Annotated in this window: 17 protein-coding genes; all 17 read right to left on the bottom strand. The window is 49.9% G+C overall.

From position 1 onward, the window contains the following. Nucleotides 1-28 precede the first annotated feature (28 nt). A complete protein-coding gene (locus H9Q79_RS14965) occupies nucleotides 29-1,021 on the bottom strand; it encodes a uroporphyrinogen decarboxylase family protein (protein WP_249328651.1) in 993 nt (330 codons plus the stop codon). A 102-nt stretch (nucleotides 1,022-1,123) separates the two neighbouring features. Next, nucleotides 1,124-2,833, bottom strand: a complete 1,710-nt coding sequence (locus tag H9Q79_RS14960) for a UGSC family (seleno)protein (protein ID WP_249328650.1) — start codon at nucleotides 2,831-2,833, stop codon at nucleotides 1,124-1,126. A 27-nt stretch (nucleotides 2,834-2,860) separates the two neighbouring features. Beyond that, nucleotides 2,861-4,069, bottom strand: coding sequence for an MFS transporter (locus H9Q79_RS14955; RefSeq protein ID WP_249328649.1), 1,209 nt, complete (start codon nucleotides 4,067-4,069; stop codon nucleotides 2,861-2,863). A gap of 91 nt (nucleotides 4,070-4,160) precedes the next feature. Beyond that, nucleotides 4,161-5,450 carry an iron-containing alcohol dehydrogenase family protein gene (locus H9Q79_RS14950; protein WP_249328648.1) on the bottom strand — a complete coding sequence of 430 codons (1,290 nt, stop codon included), beginning with the start codon at nucleotides 5,448-5,450 and terminating at the stop codon, nucleotides 4,161-4,163. A gap of 20 nt (nucleotides 5,451-5,470) precedes the next feature. Further along, a complete protein-coding gene (locus H9Q79_RS14945; protein ID WP_118648615.1) occupies nucleotides 5,471-6,958 on the bottom strand; it encodes an FAD-dependent oxidoreductase in 1,488 nt (495 codons plus the stop codon). Between the two features lie 26 nt (nucleotides 6,959-6,984). Continuing rightward, a complete protein-coding gene (locus tag H9Q79_RS14940) occupies nucleotides 6,985-8,019 on the bottom strand; it encodes a Gfo/Idh/MocA family protein (protein ID WP_118648563.1) in 1,035 nt (344 codons plus the stop codon). Between the two features lie 249 nt (nucleotides 8,020-8,268). Continuing rightward, nucleotides 8,269-9,504: a type 1 periplasmic-binding domain-containing protein gene (locus tag H9Q79_RS14935; protein WP_118648567.1), complete on the bottom strand. Its 1,236-nt coding sequence runs from the start codon at nucleotides 9,502-9,504 to the stop codon at nucleotides 8,269-8,271. 103 nt (nucleotides 9,505-9,607) lie between these two features. Then, on the bottom strand, nucleotides 9,608-10,576 hold the full coding sequence (locus H9Q79_RS14930; protein WP_249328647.1) for an ABC transporter permease: 969 nt from the start codon (nucleotides 10,574-10,576) through the stop codon (nucleotides 9,608-9,610). A 24-nt stretch (nucleotides 10,577-10,600) separates the two neighbouring features. Continuing rightward, nucleotides 10,601-11,542: an ABC transporter permease gene (locus H9Q79_RS14925; RefSeq protein WP_249328646.1), complete on the bottom strand. Its 942-nt coding sequence runs from the start codon at nucleotides 11,540-11,542 to the stop codon at nucleotides 10,601-10,603. Then, nucleotides 11,539-13,065 (bottom strand): sugar ABC transporter ATP-binding protein, encoded by a 1,527-nt coding sequence (locus H9Q79_RS14920; RefSeq protein ID WP_249328645.1) that lies wholly within the window; start codon nucleotides 13,063-13,065, stop codon nucleotides 11,539-11,541. Before H9Q79_RS14920 ends, H9Q79_RS14925 begins: the two co-directional genes overlap by 4 nt. Before the next feature lie 248 nt (nucleotides 13,066-13,313). Continuing rightward, complete coding sequence (locus tag H9Q79_RS14915) at nucleotides 13,314-13,691, bottom strand: PucR family transcriptional regulator (protein ID WP_249328644.1); 378 nt, start codon at nucleotides 13,689-13,691, stop codon at nucleotides 13,314-13,316. Beyond that, nucleotides 13,669-14,820, bottom strand: coding sequence for a hypothetical protein (locus H9Q79_RS14910; RefSeq protein ID WP_249328643.1), 1,152 nt, complete (start codon nucleotides 14,818-14,820; stop codon nucleotides 13,669-13,671). The genes H9Q79_RS14915 and H9Q79_RS14910 overlap by 23 nt, the downstream gene beginning before the upstream one ends. 236 nt (nucleotides 14,821-15,056) lie before the next feature. Then, on the bottom strand, nucleotides 15,057-16,097 hold the full coding sequence (locus H9Q79_RS14905) for a uroporphyrinogen decarboxylase family protein (RefSeq protein WP_118648581.1): 1,041 nt from the start codon (nucleotides 16,095-16,097) through the stop codon (nucleotides 15,057-15,059). Nucleotides 16,098-16,135: 38 nt separating this feature from the next. Further along, nucleotides 16,136-17,308 (bottom strand): MFS transporter, encoded by a 1,173-nt coding sequence (locus H9Q79_RS14900; protein WP_249328642.1) that lies wholly within the window; start codon nucleotides 17,306-17,308, stop codon nucleotides 16,136-16,138. A gap of 33 nt (nucleotides 17,309-17,341) precedes the next feature. Continuing rightward, nucleotides 17,342-18,301, bottom strand: a complete 960-nt coding sequence (locus H9Q79_RS14895; RefSeq protein ID WP_249328641.1) for a uroporphyrinogen decarboxylase family protein — start codon at nucleotides 18,299-18,301, stop codon at nucleotides 17,342-17,344. A gap of 3 nt (nucleotides 18,302-18,304) precedes the next feature. Further along, entirely contained in the window at nucleotides 18,305-19,369 is a 1,065-nt protein-coding gene (locus H9Q79_RS14890; RefSeq protein WP_118648585.1) for a uroporphyrinogen decarboxylase family protein, read from the bottom strand. Between the two features lie 187 nt (nucleotides 19,370-19,556). Beyond that, nucleotides 19,557-21,038, bottom strand: a complete 1,482-nt coding sequence (locus tag H9Q79_RS14885; protein WP_118648587.1) for a PucR family transcriptional regulator — start codon at nucleotides 21,036-21,038, stop codon at nucleotides 19,557-19,559. Nucleotides 21,039-21,174 lie beyond the last annotated feature (136 nt).

The following is a 21,174-nucleotide window of genomic DNA, read 5'->3' as shown; positions in this document are numbered from 1 at the left end:
AATAGCCTCAGAATATCAGTCAGAACTCTTAGAAATATTTCGCGTCAAATTCATCCCGCAGCAATTCGTCCACACAGTCATAAACGCCCGGGAAAATAGCTCCCGGTTCTCCCATGGTGAGCGCCGGAATCAGGTATTTCATCCCCTTCGTCTCTTCCAGCAGGCCCGCAAGCCCTGTTCTGATCTCATCCCTGGTCCAGTCCGGCTTATCATATTTTCCGTTATTCAGGCCGCCCATAAAAGAGAGCTTCCCTCCATAATTTCTGATCTGTTCCGGTATTCTGTTGGTATCCAGGGTTCCCTGGTGCACATCGACGCCCATCTCGATCATCGAGGGGATCAGGTCTGCCACATAGGAATCCGAATGGTGTACGATCACCTCTACACCGTTTGCTTTCCAGAATCCATAGATCTTCTTATAGGGTTCCAGCAAGAATTCGTCGAACATATCCCGTGACATGAACAAACTTTTTTGAGTGCCCCAGTCGTCATGATGGAACAGGCAGTCAGGATGGACATATTTTATATATTCCTTTGCCAGCTCAATCTCCCAGTCCGCCAGAAAATCTATAAAATCATGCATGGCTTCCGGCTCTTCGTACAGTGAAATCATGGCGTCTTCCATGCCCATCATAAAATGGACCTTCTCAAAGAGCCCGTTGAATACAGTGGCAGTAACAAACTTCTCTTTCCGGTCCACTTCATCGGCGCGCATCACACAGTCCTTCCAGGCTTCGTCCCCCAGAACCAGATTTGGGGCATGTACGTATTCCTTCCAGCGGGTGATATCCTTGATTACCTTATGCTCCCCGTCACACACAGGGAAACCGCCCGGCTCATGTTCGGGAAATATCATCTTCACGCCCCAGCCGCTGGTCCATTCCGTGCCCTTCTTTGCAGGCCCTCCATATGCTCCGGCCAGAGGATCCCCGATCCAGGCCTGGTATTCAAACTGCTTCACAAACCGGTCCGGACGCCCTCCGTGAATTGTTTCCAGAAAATTATCTCTAATTGATAACATGCTTTTTCCTCCGTCTCATGTATCCGCTTTTTGCTATGAAAGTTTAGGATAAGGGATAAACAATCCTTGACAGTCTGTTCATCCCTTATGATTTATAGCAGATTATTTTTTAAATTCGTTGATGGATTTTGCAATCTTGCCGTCAGGAAGCGCGACCGGCTCCACACAGCCTTCACTGTGCAGCGCCCACGGGAGAATTACTCCGGAATGGCCGCCGCGGCCGCCGATTACTACGACTTCCACATCCTTCGGCGAACGGGTAACGGGCAGCGGATGGCGGTTTTCCCATTCTTTCGGACGAACCGGCACAAGCCCTCTGTTCCGCACCATCGGTACCTCGTGGTACACATACTGGTGGATGTGTTCCTGAATCATCTCCTTGGTATAGCCGGCTTTTTTCAGCATGATTCCATGATCAGGGGTCAGGCAGACGATCAGCGGGCCAGGCATGTACGCATTGTTGGAACCGAGAGTCGTACAGCAGTGAGTGATGGTATCCAAAAGGTCATGACCGTCCAGACTCAGGAAATCAATGATGTCATGGAGCGGCTCTGCCTTCAGCACATAGACAGTCGTTGTCTCAGAATCATAATGATCCTCATTAATCATATTCCACTGGGCCAGCTCCGGCTCCTCTGCGAAGCAATATGTGAATTCAGCCTGGGAAGCGATGCAGTCCAGATCGCACACGCCCGGTACAGAACGGAATATGTTCATCATCACCAGATTAACCGCACGGCCGATCGTTGCATTTGCCGGCCATCCCGGACCCTGGCAGCCCTGTTTTCCGGAAATTCCGATTTCCTGGGCGATCGGTCCGGATACCAGTACCAGATTTCCGCCCGGATGGGAGGTGGTGACTGACTGGTTCAGGTTATATTTCTTAGAATTCAGCGCCTTGAAAGCCGCTACCAGCACGGGCATGGCGTTGGGCTTGCATCCTGCCATAATGGCCGCGATGGCAACATCCTTTACCGTAACCACTTTTCCGCTGGGGCCGCTGGGATCGCAGAGTACCAGATCCTCATCAAAGGGGCAGTATTCCATCATTTTCTCATAGCGGGCTTTAGTCGGCGGAATGATAGGCAGACCGTCGCTGATATGCTCCTGGTTGAAGAAGTCATTGATCTCCTCCAGCCCTGCACCCGGTTCGGCCAGCTCTTCCTCATTGAGCTTGAGTTCCAGCGGCAGCAGGCCGTCAGCCCTGGGCGGAACCAGATCCATCTTTGCGTCGATACGGGCCAGTTCCTCCAGCTCTTCGCCGTTGGTAGTCAGAGATTTCAGAATATAATCCCACTTCTTGTCTACTTCCGCCGCAACCTCTTCGACGGTAGAAGCCTGCATGATATCCACTGAGCAGAGGCAGAGATGTCCCGCGCGGTACAGTCCGACGCCTTCTGTAATGCCGGTTCCTGGAGGCGCTGTCATATAGACAGCCGGGATTCCAAGCTTTTCCAGAGCGATTGTGAGGACTGTTGTGGATGAAGAGGTTCCCATATCGCCGAATGCCACGATTGCCGCAACCGGTTTTTCCTTTGCCAACATTGCCGCATAGTCAGCCAGCATCGCCGCATCCTTGCCGCGTACGGTCTCTGTATATTCCACCCAGTTCGCCGGATCGGCGCCGATTTCTTCCAAGTGCTCTTTAATGCGGTCAAACACCGTATAATAATTGCAGAATCCCAGCTTTGTGTTATTGTAAAATAAAATCTTGCCTTTTTTCAGTTCCTCCAGCGTGGGACGTTTGGCCAGCTGGATGACCGTTCTTTCCTGGAGCCCCCGCGGGTCCAGAAGGGAATTCAAATTAACCATGTACATTTACCTCCTATTTTCTAAAAATTAAACCTTACCAACCTCCATGCTGCGGGATAAGAAGCCTATCAGCGCCGCTCCCGCAATGGAGAAGCATCCGCAGAGAATTACAAACAGCGTATAGTTGCCTGCAGCAATTCTTGAAATAACATAAGTGGGGATTACCACGGCTCCCAGAAGCTGGAAGGTAGCAATCAGCCCGCCAGCCGTACCGGTTCTCTGAACACCGATTGATTTCAGCCTGAGCGGTACGGACATTAATACCGGCACACATCCCCCGATCAGCAGTCCTCCGCACAGCAAGACCACCTTCAGCAGCATACCGTTCGGGATAAACGCCACCAGAACCGTAAGGATTCCGCCGGCCGCCCCAAAACAGCACAGTGTGCGGCGCATCTTCCCGCTCTTCCCCACGATCCAGGGAACCATCAGATTTCCCACAAACATGCCGACGGCAACAAACGCTGAAGTCGCTCCTGCCTGGCTCTGGCTCATCCCTTTTTCCATCAGGATAATTCCGAGGAAAACTGACAGAGACTGCAGTCCGCCATATAAAAGCATATCTGCAAAACCGGCCAGCAGGATATCCTTCTGCCGGAGAACGACCTTTATCGTGGCAAAAAGACCTTCTTTTTTCTCAGCGCCAATACCGGCACTGGCTTCCTCCTGACGCCCCACAGCGCGCCTGTCTCTGTAAAACAGGAACCAGAACACCGTAACAAACGTGATGATCACAGCCGAGACTATATAGGCGGCCTTCAGGGAGGGCATGTGCGGCGTCGTGGCTGTAGCCGCTGCCGTAGCCAGCGCGCCGAAGGCCATATAGATCCCTATGCATACGCTGCTCTCTGCCGGTGAAAACCATCCGCCAAACATTTTAGCATTGGAAGAATTGCCGAAGGTAGCGGCAAACCCTACCACAAATATGCACAGGTACAGAGTGCCATAGCTCGTGGCAAATACCCGGCCCCATAAACCCAGGGTTCCCAGAACAAGGCTCAGGAACATCGGCCAGCGACCGCCAAATTTATCAACAATAATGCCGCATATGAGGCTGATGAAAATCGCCGGCGCCATGGGGGCCGTGAATAAAGCCGAATACTGGGAGTCCGTCAGGCTCATCGTGCTTTTAATCTCATTCGCCATGGGCTGCATCTGGTACTGGCAAAACATGCTTATGAAGCCTACCATGCACAGAGCAGCCAATATCAGATATTTATATCTTTTACTGTTCATGTATCAGCCTTTCTGTAGTGGGGAAGAGGGCAGCCCGGCCGCCTCTCCCCCTGCAGATTGAGTAACAAACATGAGAAATTGTCAGATGAAATTATTCCGGCCTGTAAATATACCTGCCGTTGTTCACTGCGATCAGTGCCTGCAGCATTTCTTCTTTTGATGTTTTGCGGGGAGCTGTGTAAGAGGGTCCATACTGGGCTTCAATAATCTGCCTGCATGTCTCGTCTGTGCAGCCTTCTGCGGTGCCGCGCCATTTCACATACTCGTCCATCGTCATGTTGTTCATGATGTTCAGGTCATAGTTCAGCTTCATGAGCTTCTTCACAAAATCATCAATGGTGAAATCCGGGAAGGAAACCTGATCCAGCGGATACATGGCATTATGTACCTTCCAGAATTTTTCCTTCGCGTTCTCTCCGTTCCACTCTACAAACCATGGAAGCAGGATCGCGCAGGCGTCGCCGTGGGAAATATGCAGGATCTCGGTGATCGGATGGTTGCAGCCGTGGATCTGGCACGGGAAAGAACCGTTCCAGGCCATGCCGCCCAGCATGGATCCCTTGCTGATGCAGTCAGCGACCACAGGGTCCGAGGGATTGCGGACATATTTCACCAGGTTCGGCCCCAGCAGCTCGATGGCACGCATCGAGCACATCTCTGAAAACAGAGTGGCGGCGTTGCTCACATAGGATTCTACGGACTGGACAAAAGCGTCCATGACCGTGGAGGAAGCCACATGGGCCGGAAGGCTGGCCAAAAGATCCGGGTCTTCAATCGCATATTTCGGAAGAATACAGTCGTGCATCAGAACGCCCTTGTGGCCATTTCTCTCCGTGATGACGGCATTGCGGATCACCTCAGATCCGGTCCCGCACGTGGTGGTGACCGCGATCATCGGATAGGTCTTCCAGGGAAGATCCACATAGGGATTCGCCGTGAAGGATACCTTCTCACAGTCTACGATATCATTATCGGATTCACCGATCATTGCAATGCCCTTTGCGCTGTCCATGGTGGAACCGCCGCCTACGGCGATCAGACAGTCAGCGCCCATTTCCCGGTACATGGGAAGTCCTATCTCTTCCACATCCTCCGCCAAAGGATTCGGCTCAATCTTGGAGAAAATCTTATATTCCAGCCCTGCATCTTCTACAACCCTGATCACACTGTCCGCGCCGCCCACCTTCAGGACGCCCGGATCAATCACCAGCAGGACTTTCTTCCATCCCTCACAGGCGCAGATATTTTTTATCATGGAGATTGCGCCGCTTCCTTGATATACCATGGATTTCTGTCCCATGACCGCATATTGTACGGGGCTGAAAAACTGATTCATCTCCGTTGGCATCATGACCAGCTTGTCTTCATATCTTTTATCCATTAACATTCATCCCCTTCCATTTATTTTGTGCCTTCCAGGATCGCCCCGTTCCTGCGCAGGATATCCTGAACCTCGGATACGTCTGCTTCCAGCTCTCTGGGCGTCTTGCCTGTCCTGACGCAGACTGCCGCCGCTGTTCCGGCTGCCTGTCCCCATATCATATTGTCAGGAAGGAGGTCACGCTTGAAGTCCGGCGTGCAGGATACCAGCTTGCCCGTCATCAGCATGCCTTCAATCCCCTTCGGCACGAATGCGCGGTAAGGAATATCGTAAGATCCGCCGTCAGCAGGTACATAACCAACCTTGCCTTCCGTCACATTATATGCTGTGCCCGGGGTGGCCGCTGAATGGAACGGTCCGCCTGCAGTAGCGCTCATTCCACACTTAGCCATAACATCCGGGAATTTAGCACAGCTTGAAACGTCCGTTGCAACCATCTGATAATCGCCAACTGTATGCCGTCCTTCACGGGTACGCATGGTGGTGGTAATTCTGGTCAGGTACGCATGCTCATAGCCGGGAAGGTATTTCTGAATCGCCTTGATGGAAATGACTACCTGACGGCGTGCCTCAACCTCACCTGCAGACCATTCCGTAATATTCGTGGTATCACAATCTTTAATCTGCGCAGTATGCTGGAAGGCAGCCTGCACATGGCCAAACTGTCTGGGAGTGAAGAAATGTCCCAGGTCGCCATAGGGATGCATATCGCCGTTTTTGATTGCTTCCAGCGTCAGCGCCTGATAATCGATGTTATCGGTAACGCCGTCCATGACACAGTCAATCAGGTTATCGTATTTTTCAAGAGCCTCTATACGGTTCTTAGCCACTCTGGAATTCTCCCAGCCGGGCATTCCTTTAATCCATGCCGGCACCCACTCATCCGGGTTATCCTTGTAATACTGCCAGGCTTTGTCCCAATCAATACCATCCATATGGAATGTGATGGACGGCGGATCCAGCTCTTCCTTCGTCCTGTCGATCTGCTGATATTCAACGCCTGCCTTTTTGCAGATCTCGCCTTCGCCGGAAGCTTCGATGATTATCTTGCCCATAACAGCCATGCGGCCTTCGCAGTTCTCAACAACCACACCTTTTACACAGTTGCCTTCTTTTAATACATCCACCGCCATGGTGTGAAGCAGGAAATGAACGCCCGCTTCTCTCATCTTCTCGAACAGAAGAAGCCCGCACCAGTCAACATCTACGTTGGTCTGTACGTGAAGCTGTTTATACTGGTCCAGCGGCGGATGGAAAGCCAGTCCGTCCTTGTACAGATCCTGATAAAGCTCTTCTACGATACCGGCAATGATTCTTTCACCGGATTCATTATACAGATGGCTGAATGCCCATCCTGGAGGTCCGCTGATGTTCATCATTCCTCCAACCGCACCTAACTGCTCAATTACCAATGTGTTCGCACCTTCACGCGCCGCTGCTATAGCTGCACAGCACCCGGAAGCACCGCCGCCTACAATTACAACGTCATAGTTCCCATAAATTCTCATGGTTTTATTCTCCTTTCTTTTTTTAACTAGATCATTTTTAACGTTTTACGAATCTGCTCCATTGTGTAAGCCAGATCCAGGCTGTACTGCAACGGAACCTCCTCTGCTTCAGTCCTGCCTTCAGTCACATATTTTGAAACGGCATCGAACTGGTATTTGAATCCCTCTCGCCCTGTCCCGCCATATGGGTCCTCAAATGTCTCCTCCAGATCGTTATACCAAAAGTGATCCTTATGGGTATACAGCTCTGCCCTGAACGGCGCGAAGAACGGCCTTCCAATCACTATCTCGCCTTTTGTACCGCTGATCCTTGAATCGCTGACAGTCCTCGCATCCCAGGAACAGGAGACCATGGAATGGCGGGCACCGCCGTCATAGGACAGGATAAACGCGGTATTGACATCGCTTCCGTCTTCAAAAGGAAGCCTCTGGCTCTTGCCCAGGATCTCCTCTGGCTTTTGCCCGTAGACATACTGGGAAAGGTTTACGTTATAGCATCCGAACTGTGAGAGTGCGCCGCCGCCGGAAGACATTTTATTCCCCCAGTGGGACATATCCGACGGATTGCCGATCTCGCACATCGGAAACCCAAAGGTTGTGATGATCTCCACCACATTGCCGATCCTGCCTGCACCGATCCACTCCCTCATCTTCTTCACTGCCGGGAAATAGTTGCTCCAGATGCCTTCCGCGCAGAATACATGATTCTTTCTGGCACAGTAGGCAATATCCACGGCGTCCTGATAATTTAATGTCATGGGCTTCTCACAGAGAACCGCCTTGCCCGATTCCATCACCTGGCAGCAGTGCTCTACATGAAGCCACGGCGGAGAAGCGATATATACGATATCAATATCCTCTCTTTTTAACACTTCTTTAATGTCATCGTACGCCTTGGCTTCTGACAAACCGTTATCTTCGATAAATTTTTGTGCTTTATTTATATTGGATGAGCAAACAGCAGCCACATCATATTCTGTTGCCTCTCTCATCTCTATGATTACTCGGTTCGCAATGTTTCCCACACTCCATATGGCCCATCTTGCTTTTCTTTCACTCATAAATCCGATTCCCCTTTCGTGCCGTTTTTTTATTCATTTTTATGTAAGCTGCCTAAGACACTTATTTTCAATATTCATCCGCAGCGCCTGCTCCGGCTGCCTGCGTTTTCCTTTTTTGTTAAATCCCTCATTTTTTTCCGCCCGGCAGTAGCCGCCATACAGAACTCTTCCGGCCTTTTCGGTCTGATGCCGCAGGGACAAGCCCTGCGGCAACCCATTGAAACATTCATCTATCATCTGCAATAAGCGTTACGGCCCATAAATCGCTTCAATTTCTTCCAGATAATCCTTATACGTGTCTTTTGTAACGATGGAATAATCTGCTCTCCAGGTGCCATAAGCATCATGATCCGAGAAGTAGTCATGCTTATCCGGCCACAGTGTCTCAGCCGTCGCACGTCCGTCACAGAGAGCTCTCAGCCCCAGGATAATCGGGGTAGCGTACGCATAGTTATTAATGGCAATACAGCATTTCCATGCGCCCTCATAACCAGATTCTGTTTCCTCAATAAATAGCGGGGAACCAACGTCGGATATCAGCATGCTGTCGTTAATACCCAGATCTTCTGCAGCACGAGCCGCACCCTGTGCGTAATACTCCAGACAGGAGGACATCATCCAGTACTTGATCTCCGGATGCGCTGCTACAGTTGTAGCGGTCGGCTGATAGCCGCCGTCGAGGGTCATCCAATACTGCTCGCCAAGCGCAAAGGAGTCTGTAACAAAAATGTTTTCCTCAGGAAAGCCATATTCTATAAAGCAGTCATTAATACCCTTTGTACGGTCTGCCAGCGGCTGAGAGGTAGAAAAGTCAACGTTGATCAGGCCAACTTCCGACGGATCTACATCACCCCAGTAATCTTTATAGTTCTGGCAAATCCACTCTAATGAATCATAGCCGGACTGCCACTGAGGAATAATAACGGTAGGGGTAGCCACATTGCCGTCCTCATCATAAAACTCTGTAAACTGATTAATCCACGGAATTCCGGATTCCTGCAGAATAGGAAGCAGGGCGTCACTCATAGATGTATTGCTTTCAACGATCAGGCCATCCACATCACCGCGGTCTACCAGAGTCTGCAGGTTCGTCACAAACACTTCGTCGACGCCTTCACAGGGAACATACTCAATTGTGAAATTATACTTTTTTTCCAGCGCTTTATAAGCTTCCAGCATCTGCTGCATCAGCGTCTGGTCATCGCTGCAGATATATACAAATTTGTAGGTTTCACCTGCCGCATAATCCACGTCTTCGTCAACAGTACCTACCGTTGCGTCTGCTTCACCCGCCGCAGAATTCGATGCCGCAGAACCTGATTTCGCAGAGCTTGCTGAAGAGCTTGACGCAGAGCTTGTTGTGCCGGAACCTGCAGAGCTTGACGCACTGGCTGCTGTCGCAGAACCTTTCTCGCCGCCGCAGGCCGTTAAGGAAAGCGCCATACTGGAAACGAGCAAAACCGCTGTGAGCTTTTTCAATTTCATACCTTTTTTCCTCCTATAGATATTAATTTATGCCCCTACGGACTGTGTTCCGAGCCGTCTCAAACGCAGTCCGTTAAAGCTCTTGCAAATCACAATTAACCGGTCATCCTTTTAATTTCTTCTGTTTACTCCGGTTAACCAGGAAATCAATTGTCAAAGCCAGGATCAGGAGAGCACCCTTTGCGACAATCTGCCAGTAGGCCGGGAATCCCACTGCCGTCAGGCCGGAATTGAAGAAATCCAGCAGGAAAACACCTACAAAACAGGCGCCTGCGCCTCCTACCCCGCCCATGAAGGATACGCCGCCGAGTACGGCCGCCGTCAGCGCGTTTGTCTCTCCTCCGGTCCCTGTCGTGGTAGCTATGGTATGCATGCGGCAGGTCCAGATGATTCCGGCCAGCGCGCAGACAAATGCAGAATTAATATAAATGAAATATGACATCTTTTTCGGATTGACGCCGCTCAGACGGGCTGCTTCCGCGTTGCCGCCGATCAGATAGATGGAGCGGCCGACTCTCCGCGTATTCAGAATGACCGCATACACAATCAGCACGATTATAAAAATGAGAAATGCCACCGGAATGCCGGCAATGGTGGCGCCCAGCACACGTACTCCCGGGTTGGTGATCTGAATATTTCTTCCTGTCAGCCAATAATCTACGAAACCTCTGTATACCTGCGCTACTGCCAGAGTGGAGATGAAGCTCATGAACTTCAGTTCATTGATCAGCAGCGCATTAATCAGGCCAAGGATCAGTCCAACCAGGATGCCCAGCGCAAGCGCAATACCCCAGGGGATTCCCGCGTTGCAGGCAAGTCCGAACAGGCATCCGGAGAAGCAGGCGACCGCTCCTGTAGAAAGGTCCACGTTGCCGCCGATCAATACCAGCGCGGCGCCCAGCGTCAGCAAGCCGTCAAAGGATATGGTCAGCAGCACCGTCTGGATATTCGCAAGCGAAAGGTAATTCTTGTTGATGAAGAAGAAGAACACAATGACTGCTATTGCTACCAGCAGCATGATAAACGTATTATTTCTAAGCAGGTTTTTTAACCGATTGTTTTGTATTTTCATTTTTATATTTACCCCCTTCTCCTGTCACTTAACCTTATCCCGATCTCTGGTAGAGATCAGGAAATCAACGAACAAAGCAACAATCAGAAGCAGGCCTTTTGCGATTGTCTGCCAGTAGGAGTTCATTCCAACGACCGTCGTTGCGTTATCAAAGCAGTTCAGAATCAGGATACCTATCAGGGTCCCGCCCATTCCGCCGGTACCGCCCCCCAAGGACACACCGCCCAGGATCGCTGCGGTCAGGCCGTCAAACTGGCACAGCGTTGTCAGCCGGGGGTTCGCAATCTTCAGTTTGCCGGCCACCAGCGTAGCCAGGATAGCGGCATTGATAAACAGCGTAAAAGAAACCCGTTTCGGATTCAGGCCGCAGAGCCTGGAAGCTTCTCTGTTGCCGCCCACCATGTAAATACTTCTTCCGAAGGCTGTCTTCTTGAGCATGATGCCGTAAACTAACAGCAGCACAAGGGAAATAATCAGCGCATACGGTAAATAGTCAAACAGTTTGCCGCTGCCCAGCGTTCTGATGACTTTATTCTTAACGCTAATCTGGGACCCGCCGCATACCATGGAGCCAAAGCCCTGGGCAATGGAAGCCATTGCCAGTGTCGCCACAAATGACGGAATATTTAAAAAATTCACCAGCGCCGCTGTGCAGGCTCCGCATACCACGCCAATCAGGACGCCGATTAACAGGGCGGGCAGCCAGGGCAGCCCCGCCTGCATGCAATACGCCACAACCAGGGCGCCCAGCGTCCCGACAGCCCCCAGAGAAAGGTCAATTTCACCGGAAATCATCAGCAGGGCTGAACCGATTGCCAGAAGAGAAACCGTCGTGGTTGATTCCAAAATATTTCTGATATTGTTGACTGACAGAAGCTTGCCGCCGGAAATGATCCCGAAAATCACAATTTCGCCAATTAACAGGCACAGCAGCACCAGCATTTTTGTACTAATTCGTTTTTTCATTTCCCCTCACCGCCATTCTGATTATCTGTATCGCTCATTGCCAGCGTAAGTATACTTTCCTCAGTCGCCTCGTTCCTGTCCAGGCATCCGGTTATGTGTCCTTCGCGCATAACATACAGACGGTCCGAAATACCCAGTACCTCCGGCAGCTCGCTGGAAATAAAAATAATTCCAATTCCTTCCTTTGCGAAGTTACAGATAGTCTGATAAATCTCTGCCTTGGTTCCCACGTCGATGCCTTTTGTGGGTTCGTCCAGAATCAAAACCTTAACCGGCATCTTCTCACTGGTCCAGCGCCCCAGGATCACTTTCTGCTGATTGCCGCCAGAAAGCTCCACACATTTCTTCTCTATGGTAGGCGTCTTAATGCTGTATTTTTCCACAGCCGTATCCGCCAGCTTTTTCTCTTCCGCTCTGTTCAGGAAAACAGAACCTCCGCGTATTTTCTTCAAAACCGGCACACTGATATTCTCACGCACGGTGCTGTGCAGGATGAGGCCCTGCGCTTTTCTGTCCTCAGGGCAGAAAGCAATGCCTTCCCTGATGGCATCCGCCGGAGATTTAAAGATCACTTTTTTCCCTTCCAGATAAATCTCACCTTCCGTGAGCTTATCCGCGCCAAACAGGGCGCGTACGGTTTCCGTTCTTCCGGCTCCTACCAATCCGGCAAACCCGATTACCTCGCCTGCACGCAGCTGAAAGCTGATATTATGTATCTTGGACGATCCCATTCCCTTCGCTTCCAGTAAAACATCCCCAAATTTGGTGTTTCTGGACAATGTTGAGAAGACATCTCCGATGTCCCGGCCAACCATGGCGCTGATCAGTTCATCTTCTTTTACTGAATGTGCGTCGAAGTCCTTTACATGGGCTCCATCCTTGAACACTACAATGTCATCGCAGATCTCAAAGATTTCCGCCATGCGGTGAGATACGTATAAAATAATCTTACCTTCTTTTTTCAGTTCTCTAATGAGCTCAAACAGCTTGACTACTTCATGGTCTGCCAGACTGGAGGTCGGTTCATCAAAAGCAATAATTTCAGAATTCCTGCGATAGGACTTCATGATTTCAACCATCTGCTGATGAGCAACTGAAAGCATTCCTACTTTATCCGAAGGATGTATGGGCAGATCGAATTTATCAATGATCTTCTGCGTTTCTTCACGCATTTTTTTCTTGTCTATAAATCCGAGTTTTGTCAGAGGCAAGTCACCTGAAAATACATTTTCCATCACGCTCAGCTCCGGCACACTCTGACGTTCCTGATAAATTACGCTGATACCCGTATCTATGGCATCACGCGGCGAAGCAAATTTCTTACTCTCACCGGAAATAATTATTTCCCCTTCTTCCGGCTGCAGATCGCCGGACATAACCTTAAGCAGTGTGGATTTTCCGGCGCCGTTTTCCCCCAGCAGCGCCATCACGCGCCCTGCGTCAGCCCGGAAACTTACGCCTTTTAACGCCATAACGCCAGGAAAAGATTTCTTAACATTTTTAAATTCCAAATACTTTTCCATCTTACCTCCTCCAAAACACATCTAAATTATGAATTCTCTGCCTGATCTGTATCATTTATCAGAATTATAACATTCAGCATTTTGTCTTACTACGTCCTGGAAATACATGATTTTTACAATTATTATTTAATTTTTTGTACTCTTCATACGAATGGATTCTGCATTTTGTATGTTTATTTACAATAATAGGCGGATGGTTTGTGCAATTATCACAAACCATCCGCCTGTTATCGTGGCAGAAACATCCTTTATTTATTATTTATCATATAGTACAACCGCAGCACCCGGATAGACAGCTGCATGTATTCCCTGGTATAGGAATCATCCAGGTCGCACAGCAAAGTTTCCAGAATTTTATTAACCCGGTATACCAGCGTATTCCTGTGGATGAAAAGCTCGTTCGCCGCTTTCACCAAAGAACGCTCATTACTCAGATACGCCCTCAGCGTCTCGACACGTTCGCCCCCGTCCGGCTTTCCTTCTTCCCACAGATTATTGATATCCACCTGGCAGGCATACCGGGCCAGTTCCATATCCCGGACGCTGAGTATATAATCCACCGCATAATTATAAAAATGATAAAGATTCGGTAAGGGGGTCGCTTTACCCCCCCCCCCCCCGAACATCCGTTCTACCCTTTGTTTTCCCCCATTCCAGAGCTTTTACACCCTGGTCGTAGTAACAATACAGCCTGCTGATATCACGAACCACAAGGCTGACGCCGACTTTCAGATGAAACCGTTCCGAAAAATCCAACAGACGTTTCCATTTATCCGCAACCTCCTTCTCGCTCTGGTCAATCAGCAAAAAAGAAATTTTATCCTTTATCAGAACGATACCCCCATTGTCCCCAAAACAGCTCCGGATCAAGTTCTCCACACTACGGCGCCGGTTCCTGTCAACTGCTTTGGCGTCGTTCTGGCAAACGACAACGCGATACTTTTTTTTCCGCAGCCATCCTGAAGTTTTCTTCCAATACTCCAGCTCCTCCCCGCTCACCCTTTCCTTAGTGAGCAGCTTCATGTACACGGAAGCAAAGCTGTCGCTCAGCTGATTCTGGTTGCTGGTCCTCCCCAGAATTTCTGCCAGATAGCCGACGAGATGATCCGCCATCAGTAAATCCCCGGGATTCAGCTCCCGGTCCTTCTCCACTATGTTCAGCCGCCCGTACTGCACATACTGGTAAAAAATCGCAACGGACAGCTCTTTTCCATTAATCCAGGGAGTTTTCAAATGAAAAATCCTGGACTTGTCATTCATATAATAATCGTATGGCGCACCATTTTCAATTAAAAACTGCTGGACCTCCAGGGAACTGCGCTTATGGCGGGCCATATATTTCCAGTCCTCATTGACCTCATCATCCCGGTACTGCGCACTCATCGCCATCAGGTTATTGCCCGCGTCCAAAAGCATCATCGGATTTTTAAAGACCGACCAGCTCTGATCTATGATCTGCTTATAGTCCATCTTCTCCGCCGCTTCGCTGAGCTTATCTTCCCAGCCACTATAGAAGTCGAACGTAAACTGTACCATTTCCAGGACCTCTCTGAAATTCATATTCTCAAAGATCAAATACCCTCCTTCTTTTCCGGCATCTACGAACACGTCCGATTTCTTCTGATATACGTAGGCACACCGGGGAACGTAAATTGTCCTGGCGCCAATCAAAACTGCCGGCGCATCCCGGGGGACGGAAATAACCGGTTCCAGCGCGTGTAAACAATTAGCCACAATCCATAAATTTAATTTCATAAAACGTCTCCTTCATTTCCTTCCCGCGTGTTTCTGTACACCGCTTCATGCATCGACACCTGACTATACTGTTTTCTCTTTATAATACACGTTCAATTCTATCATATGAGTGATTTATTTTCAATCGTCAGAAGATTCACTGGAATAAACTATGAAGTTTCATCAAAGAGAGCCTCCGGCTAAAAGAGGGTTTTAACCGGAAGCTCTCTAAAATCTCTATTAGCAGCTAATGCTGCCTATCCTTTCTTTTCCGAATCCGCCTGGGCATAAGCAGTTTTCTTAGGCGCTGCAGGCTTCGGAGGCGGAGTATATCCCGCTTTTTCCCACAGGGGAGCATTGTATTCATACAGAGCATCGATCAGCGGTTCACTGATGGTGGGATCGACCATCGTCGGATGGGCTACCCAGCCGCCTCCCGGTGCCATCAGCTTGATACGGTACATGATTTCCTCATATCGCTCCTGATAGGTAGCCCCCTGGCGGTCCAGAACGCCCTGGTTGTCAAATCCTCCCACAAAGCACAGCCGGTCACCGTATTGATTCTTCAACTCATAAGGATCATTGGTCAGCTGCAGCGGATTCAGACCGTCGATTCCCAGTTCTATGAAATCTTCAATCATAGGCGCCACATAGCCGCAGGAATGATGCTCATAGATCATTCCCAGCCCGTGGACTGCGTCAATGATCCGCTTCAGATGGGGCTTAATCAGCTCTCTCCAGGTATCCAGCGCCATAAACATCCGGTTATTTGTACCGTAATCGTCATGCATCTGAATTTTATCAGGCTTATAATAACGGGCGATCAGCTCCATTTCCCGAATCCGGTAATCCGCTATGGCTCCCAGAAGCTCATACGTTTCTTCCGGATCAGTGAGCAGATAGCACAGGGCGTCTTCAATCCCCGTCATCGCATGCAGCTGTTCAAACAGGCCGTCCACCACGATTACGCTCTGTATCTTATGTTCTCTGTCCCAGGCGGCCGTATCCCTGGACGCTCCGCCTTCCCAGTCATAGGAAGCCGGATCTGGAAATTTCACCACGTCCCGCCACCGGCCGATATCTTCCAGGAGCTTCGTTCCCACAGTCACCATGGGCCCCGGCATTCCCTGTTCAAAGGTCCAGGATACACCAAAGGCATCGATCGTTGTCCCATATCCTGCCGGCCCCTCCGGCACACAGGTTGGCAGACAAGTATTCTGATCCAATACCTGGGAGGGCACCCATTCCGTCTTCTCATGGCGGTAAGCTTTCAATATGTTCTCTCTTGCAGTTATCATTCTCTTACCTCCCACAGCGCAGTCTGCGCCGCAAAGTCTTATGCTTTCTTCTTACCCGTTACTGCCAGCGCCACAAATCCGATCACACATCCGATTATGATCGCGATGCTGGCTACCTGCCAGTCGGCGCGGATAGCAGTCAGATTCAGCGTATTGGTGATAAATTTCAGCACATAGGCGGACAGGAATTGTCCAACGCCTGTGGCGCACACGTAAATGGAAATCGCCATCGGAGTCTTGGAAGGATTCGTCACAGAAGACGCTGCCTTCAGCGTAAGCGCCGGGTTCGTAAAACCAAAGCCCAGTCCAAAAATAGCCGCCGCCACAAACAGAACCGGCAGAGACGGAGCAGCTACCGCAACTGCAAATGCGATTCCTACCAGGAGGATCGCCACAACCGGCGTAAATCTCTTAAACAGTTTTGCAAACAGTACATAGATCAAACCGGCAATAAAGGAAAAAGCAGTAAAAGTGCTCAGCACATTGGCCGCATCCAGAGCAGCGCCGAAATTCTCTCCCGTCACTACAAAGGACATATCCTGCATGAATGAAAACTGTACAGTATTCAGAAGAAATCCAACAATTGCACAGATCGCCAGCCCCTTGGTGAACTTTCCGTCCGCCTTGCCTCCGGCCTTCGCCTGTACGCCTGTATCGGGCAGGAAAATCAAGACCATGATTACAATCGGGATTACCAGCAGAAAGCCGAGGAACGCATATCTCCAGCTATAAGCCGTGAGGATACCGCCCAGCGTCTGGAACACAACGCCGGCCAGAGCGCCGATCGCACTCTTCCAGCCCATCATGGTGTCCTTCTTGGCTCCCTCAAACAGATCAGTAACAACGGCCGACGCCAGCGGGAAAATCAGCCCGTAGCCGGCTCCAAAAATCACACGCGTAAAGATAATAAATTCAATTCCTCCGAAGAAAGATGGCAGAATGCCTACGAAAATCAGCCCGCTGGCAATCAGCACACATTTCTTAATGGACAGCTTTGTGGTCATCCAGCCTGATACCAGTGAGAAAATACACAGCATCAGGGACGGTATGGAAGAAATCAGTTTAATTGTCTCTGCCGATGCATCCGGAAAAGCTCCCGCAATCGCAGAAAGGGCAGGCGTTGTCATACTGGTCGTGTACATCAGGAGCGCCACGACAAGGGATGTCACCTGTACCATTACTCCATATTTCGGTTTTGTTTGTTCGCTCATAGCAAACCCTCCTCACATATTGTTTGATAGTATTTAATTCTTCTTGTAGAATTCCGCCCCGTATTTTTTTATCTCGTCCAGCACAATGGCATTACGCGGTGACATGGATACTGCAAATGGTATGTATCCGCCGCCGGGAGCCAGCAGATTGATCTTCCTGCGCACCTCCGCGCGGACCTCCTCCTCAGGCACCGATTCATTATCCACGATATTCTGGGCGTCGATCCCTCCCATGAAGGCCACTTTATCTCCGAATTCTCTCTTCCAGCGCGCCAGATCATTGACGGGCTGGGCGGGGTCCATCACGTCCACTTCCAATCCGGCAATCTCCCCGGCAATCCTGTCAATCTTCCCGCAGGAATGCATGATGAAATAGATTCCCAGCTCATGCGCCGCATTCACAGCCCGCTTGATGTGCGGCCTGATCAGAGTTCTCCAGATATCAGGGGCAAAGAACAGGTCTCTCTGCTGACCCCAGTCGTCATGGAAATGAACGATATCCACATGGTAGTATTTTTTCAGATAGTACATCTGCCTGATTTTAAAATCCACGACTGCGGAAAAGAATTCCCCGCATTCCTCCGGATCAGTCAGCAGGGCGCACAGCGCATTTTCAAATCCCATCAGTGCGTGCAGCCGCTCGAAAGGCCCTGTCGGCATGATGATGAAGGTCAGTTTCGAGGGATCTCTGTCTTTACAATCCTCCGCCGCATATTTCTCCCAGTCCCAGTGGTCCAGATCCGGAAAAATTACCTTTTCCCTCCATTCTGTCACATCCTCCAGGACAGGCTTCCTTCCTGCTGTAGGAACGGCCAGACCTCCTTCACAGGTCCAGTGAACGCCAAACCAGTCATAACCGGTCACATACCCAAGCGGCTTCTCATGAAGTGCATTGGCGCGGATCATCTGAAATGCTTCCGGCTGGTACGGCACATATTCCGGGACCTCATGGCGCAGCAGCTTCAGCATGTTTTCTTTCGGAGTTAATCCCATACTTTATTCCTCCCCGCACATCATCTTTCTTCCGGTCACATAGATTGCTTCCGCCGCATCCAGCCTGCAGTCCGGCTTAGTAGGCACATACCAGCACATATAGCGGCCGGCGGCGCCCAGCTCTTCGATATTCTTCACAATCTGAGCGATATATTCTTCGTCCGTACAGTTGGGATTCGGGGTGTAGACAGACAGCTGGGCAAGCTGCGCCCCATATTTATCCATGAGGCCTTTTTTGTCATTGCAGTTGTCCTGACCCTCCCAGAAGTCAAATCCGGCTTCTATGTAATGCGGGATCAGCGTACCCACACAGCCGCAGCTATGATAATTCACATACAGGCCCATCTCGTGAGCCGCATCGGTCATCCGCCGGTACTGGGGTACCATGATATCCTCGAACATAGACGGTGACATAAAGGTGCTGATCTGCGTCCCCATATCATCATGGAAGGTAATCAGATCCGCCCCATAATACTTCCTGGCCACCTCCATCAGCTCTATATGGAAATCGGTAAACCTGCTGAACAGCGCGGTAACTTCTTCTTCCTCTTCAATCAGATACATCAGGCAGTCCGCAAAACTGGTCAGATCTCCCAGCCGTTCAAAACAGCCGTTCACAATGGCGAAATTGGTCGCCCGGTCCGGTTCCATAAAAGGAGCGTAGGTTTCTTCATAATCTTTCGCCCAATCGATCTTCTTCAAATCCGGCCAGACCAGCTCTTCTCTCCACTTCGTGATGTCGCTCAGCCTTCTGGTTCCGGGTTTTACCATAGCCGCGTTAGACCGGGGCTCATATTCCCACTCAATGCCGAACCAGTCCGTGCCCCCATGGCATCTGGCGCTGGCGTCAGGCATCACCTGCGGTTGGATACTGTTGAATTCCGCGGATACATTGGGAATCCAAAGCGGTTTTTCCTTCCGGGCAATCCGCAGGAAATTCTCTTTCGGTGTAATCGGGGAATTAAATTTCCTGGCCGCTCTCCCCGGCATACCGTACATTTTCGGCACCGGCTTATACTCTCCTATATCCTGCAGTTCGATTTCCGGGCGAAATGCATATTCTCCCATCCACAATACCTCCTTTAACACTGATCGCACAAAATACCCCTTAAAAGACACGGATCACAGGGTACTCCGTGAGTATAAAAGGAATTATATGGTTTCGTCCCGGACAAAAAAAGGGCGCCGGGATACAAATTTTAACAGTCCGCCTCCGTTAAAAAGGGGACTTTTTGTATCCCGGCACCAAAAATGCCTATTTAATATCCATCTGTCCGAAATCCTCTCCGTACTTTTTACGGTAGAAATTGAGAATCAGTATAGATTGCTTCATATAGTCTCTGTTATAGATATCGTCCCAGTCATAATGCATGAGCTCCGTCAGCTTACCGATCCGGTATACCAGAGTGTTTCTGTGAACATACATTGCCTTTGCCGTGTTAACCAGTGAGCACTCATTATCAAAATAATTCTTCAGCAGCTCCAGCCATCCGGTATTCTTCCGCCTGTCCAGTTCCTCCAGATGCAGCACATCCGGGTGCAGCGCACAGTACAGGTTCTGCGGGTCGCTGCTCTCAATCATATAATAAAGGGCATAATCATAAAAATAATATTCCTTCTTACCAGGCTTCATCAGATTGCCATAGTTAATTGCCGCTTCCGCCTGTTGATAATACCTTTTCAGCTGCTGCAGCCCGACAGCCGGGCTGCTGACCCCTGCCTGATAATCCATATCCTTCTGCAGCGTCACACGGATCGTCTCCAGCACAGCGCTCTTATCCATATACCGCAGATTATAAATAATGATGATCTCATCCTTATTCGGCATAATATAAATATTCAGCGAGTTCCTGCGGATCTGGTTGCTCACCAACGCACAGCTTCCGGAATCCTGGTATTCCCTGGACAGCTTCAGCACGCAGACCTGAAACACATCCCCCGGCTTCCAGTCCAGATAATCAAGCTGAGACTTCAGCATGGAGCTCATCACCTTTTTCCCCTGGATCAGCTCGTGGAACACACCCCTGCGCATGTTCAGAGTGTCCTGGTTCTGAAGCATATAAAGGGCCGGCGTGATAATCTGGAGCAGATATTCGATCACCTGAATATCCCCGTTATTAAAGTCCCTTTCCTTCCCCAGAACATTCAGCCTTCCGCAGTAAAAATCCTGATAATAGATTGCGGTCGTCAGCGTCTCATAATATACCTCAACATTATCCTTATGCAGGACCTGGACCCTGTTTTTAGAATACATGTCCACCACAGAATAGGAGCGGCGCATTTTCCTTATAAACCCCAGGGAGCTGTAACGGTTCCTGGAAACATACTCCCATTCAGGGTCCACCTCGTCATCCGAATACTGGCTGCACATCGCCAGGCATCTGTTGCTCCCATCCATCAAAATCAAAGGATTGCCGAAGAAAAACCAGCATTCATCCATGATTTTCTGAAAGTCCATATCATAGGTGGCCTGCTGAATCTTAGCCGTCCAGTCATTATAAAAATCAAAAATACCCTGAACTACGTTAAACACATAATTAAAGCCTATATCATGCAGCCGTATAAAATCATCCTCATACCTTATGTAAATATCATGATTCTGTTCATACACATGCACACACCCCGGCGCCACCACATTCCTGGCTCCCCGCAGCTCCATAGGCGCCTCACTTTTAATGTGAACTTCCGGTTCCAGCGCATGAAGCCGGTTCGCAATCATCCACATGCTAAGTCGCATAACAGCCTCCTTCTCCGCAACTGCCCCTGTAATTGCCTTTCATTCTATCACGCAAAACCATTTCGCGTCAACGATTATGGTTTTGTGGCGAGGGGGGTGGACACCCAAAACCCTGCTCCTTCCCCGACCTCTGGAA

Source organism: Wansuia hejianensis (genome assembly GCF_014337215.1).
GTDB classification, from domain to species: Bacteria; Bacillota; Clostridia; order Lachnospirales; family Lachnospiraceae; genus Scatomonas; species Scatomonas hejianensis.
The sequence above is the reverse complement of the archived record's forward strand: the minus strand, read 5'-3'. Positions and strand labels throughout refer to the sequence as shown.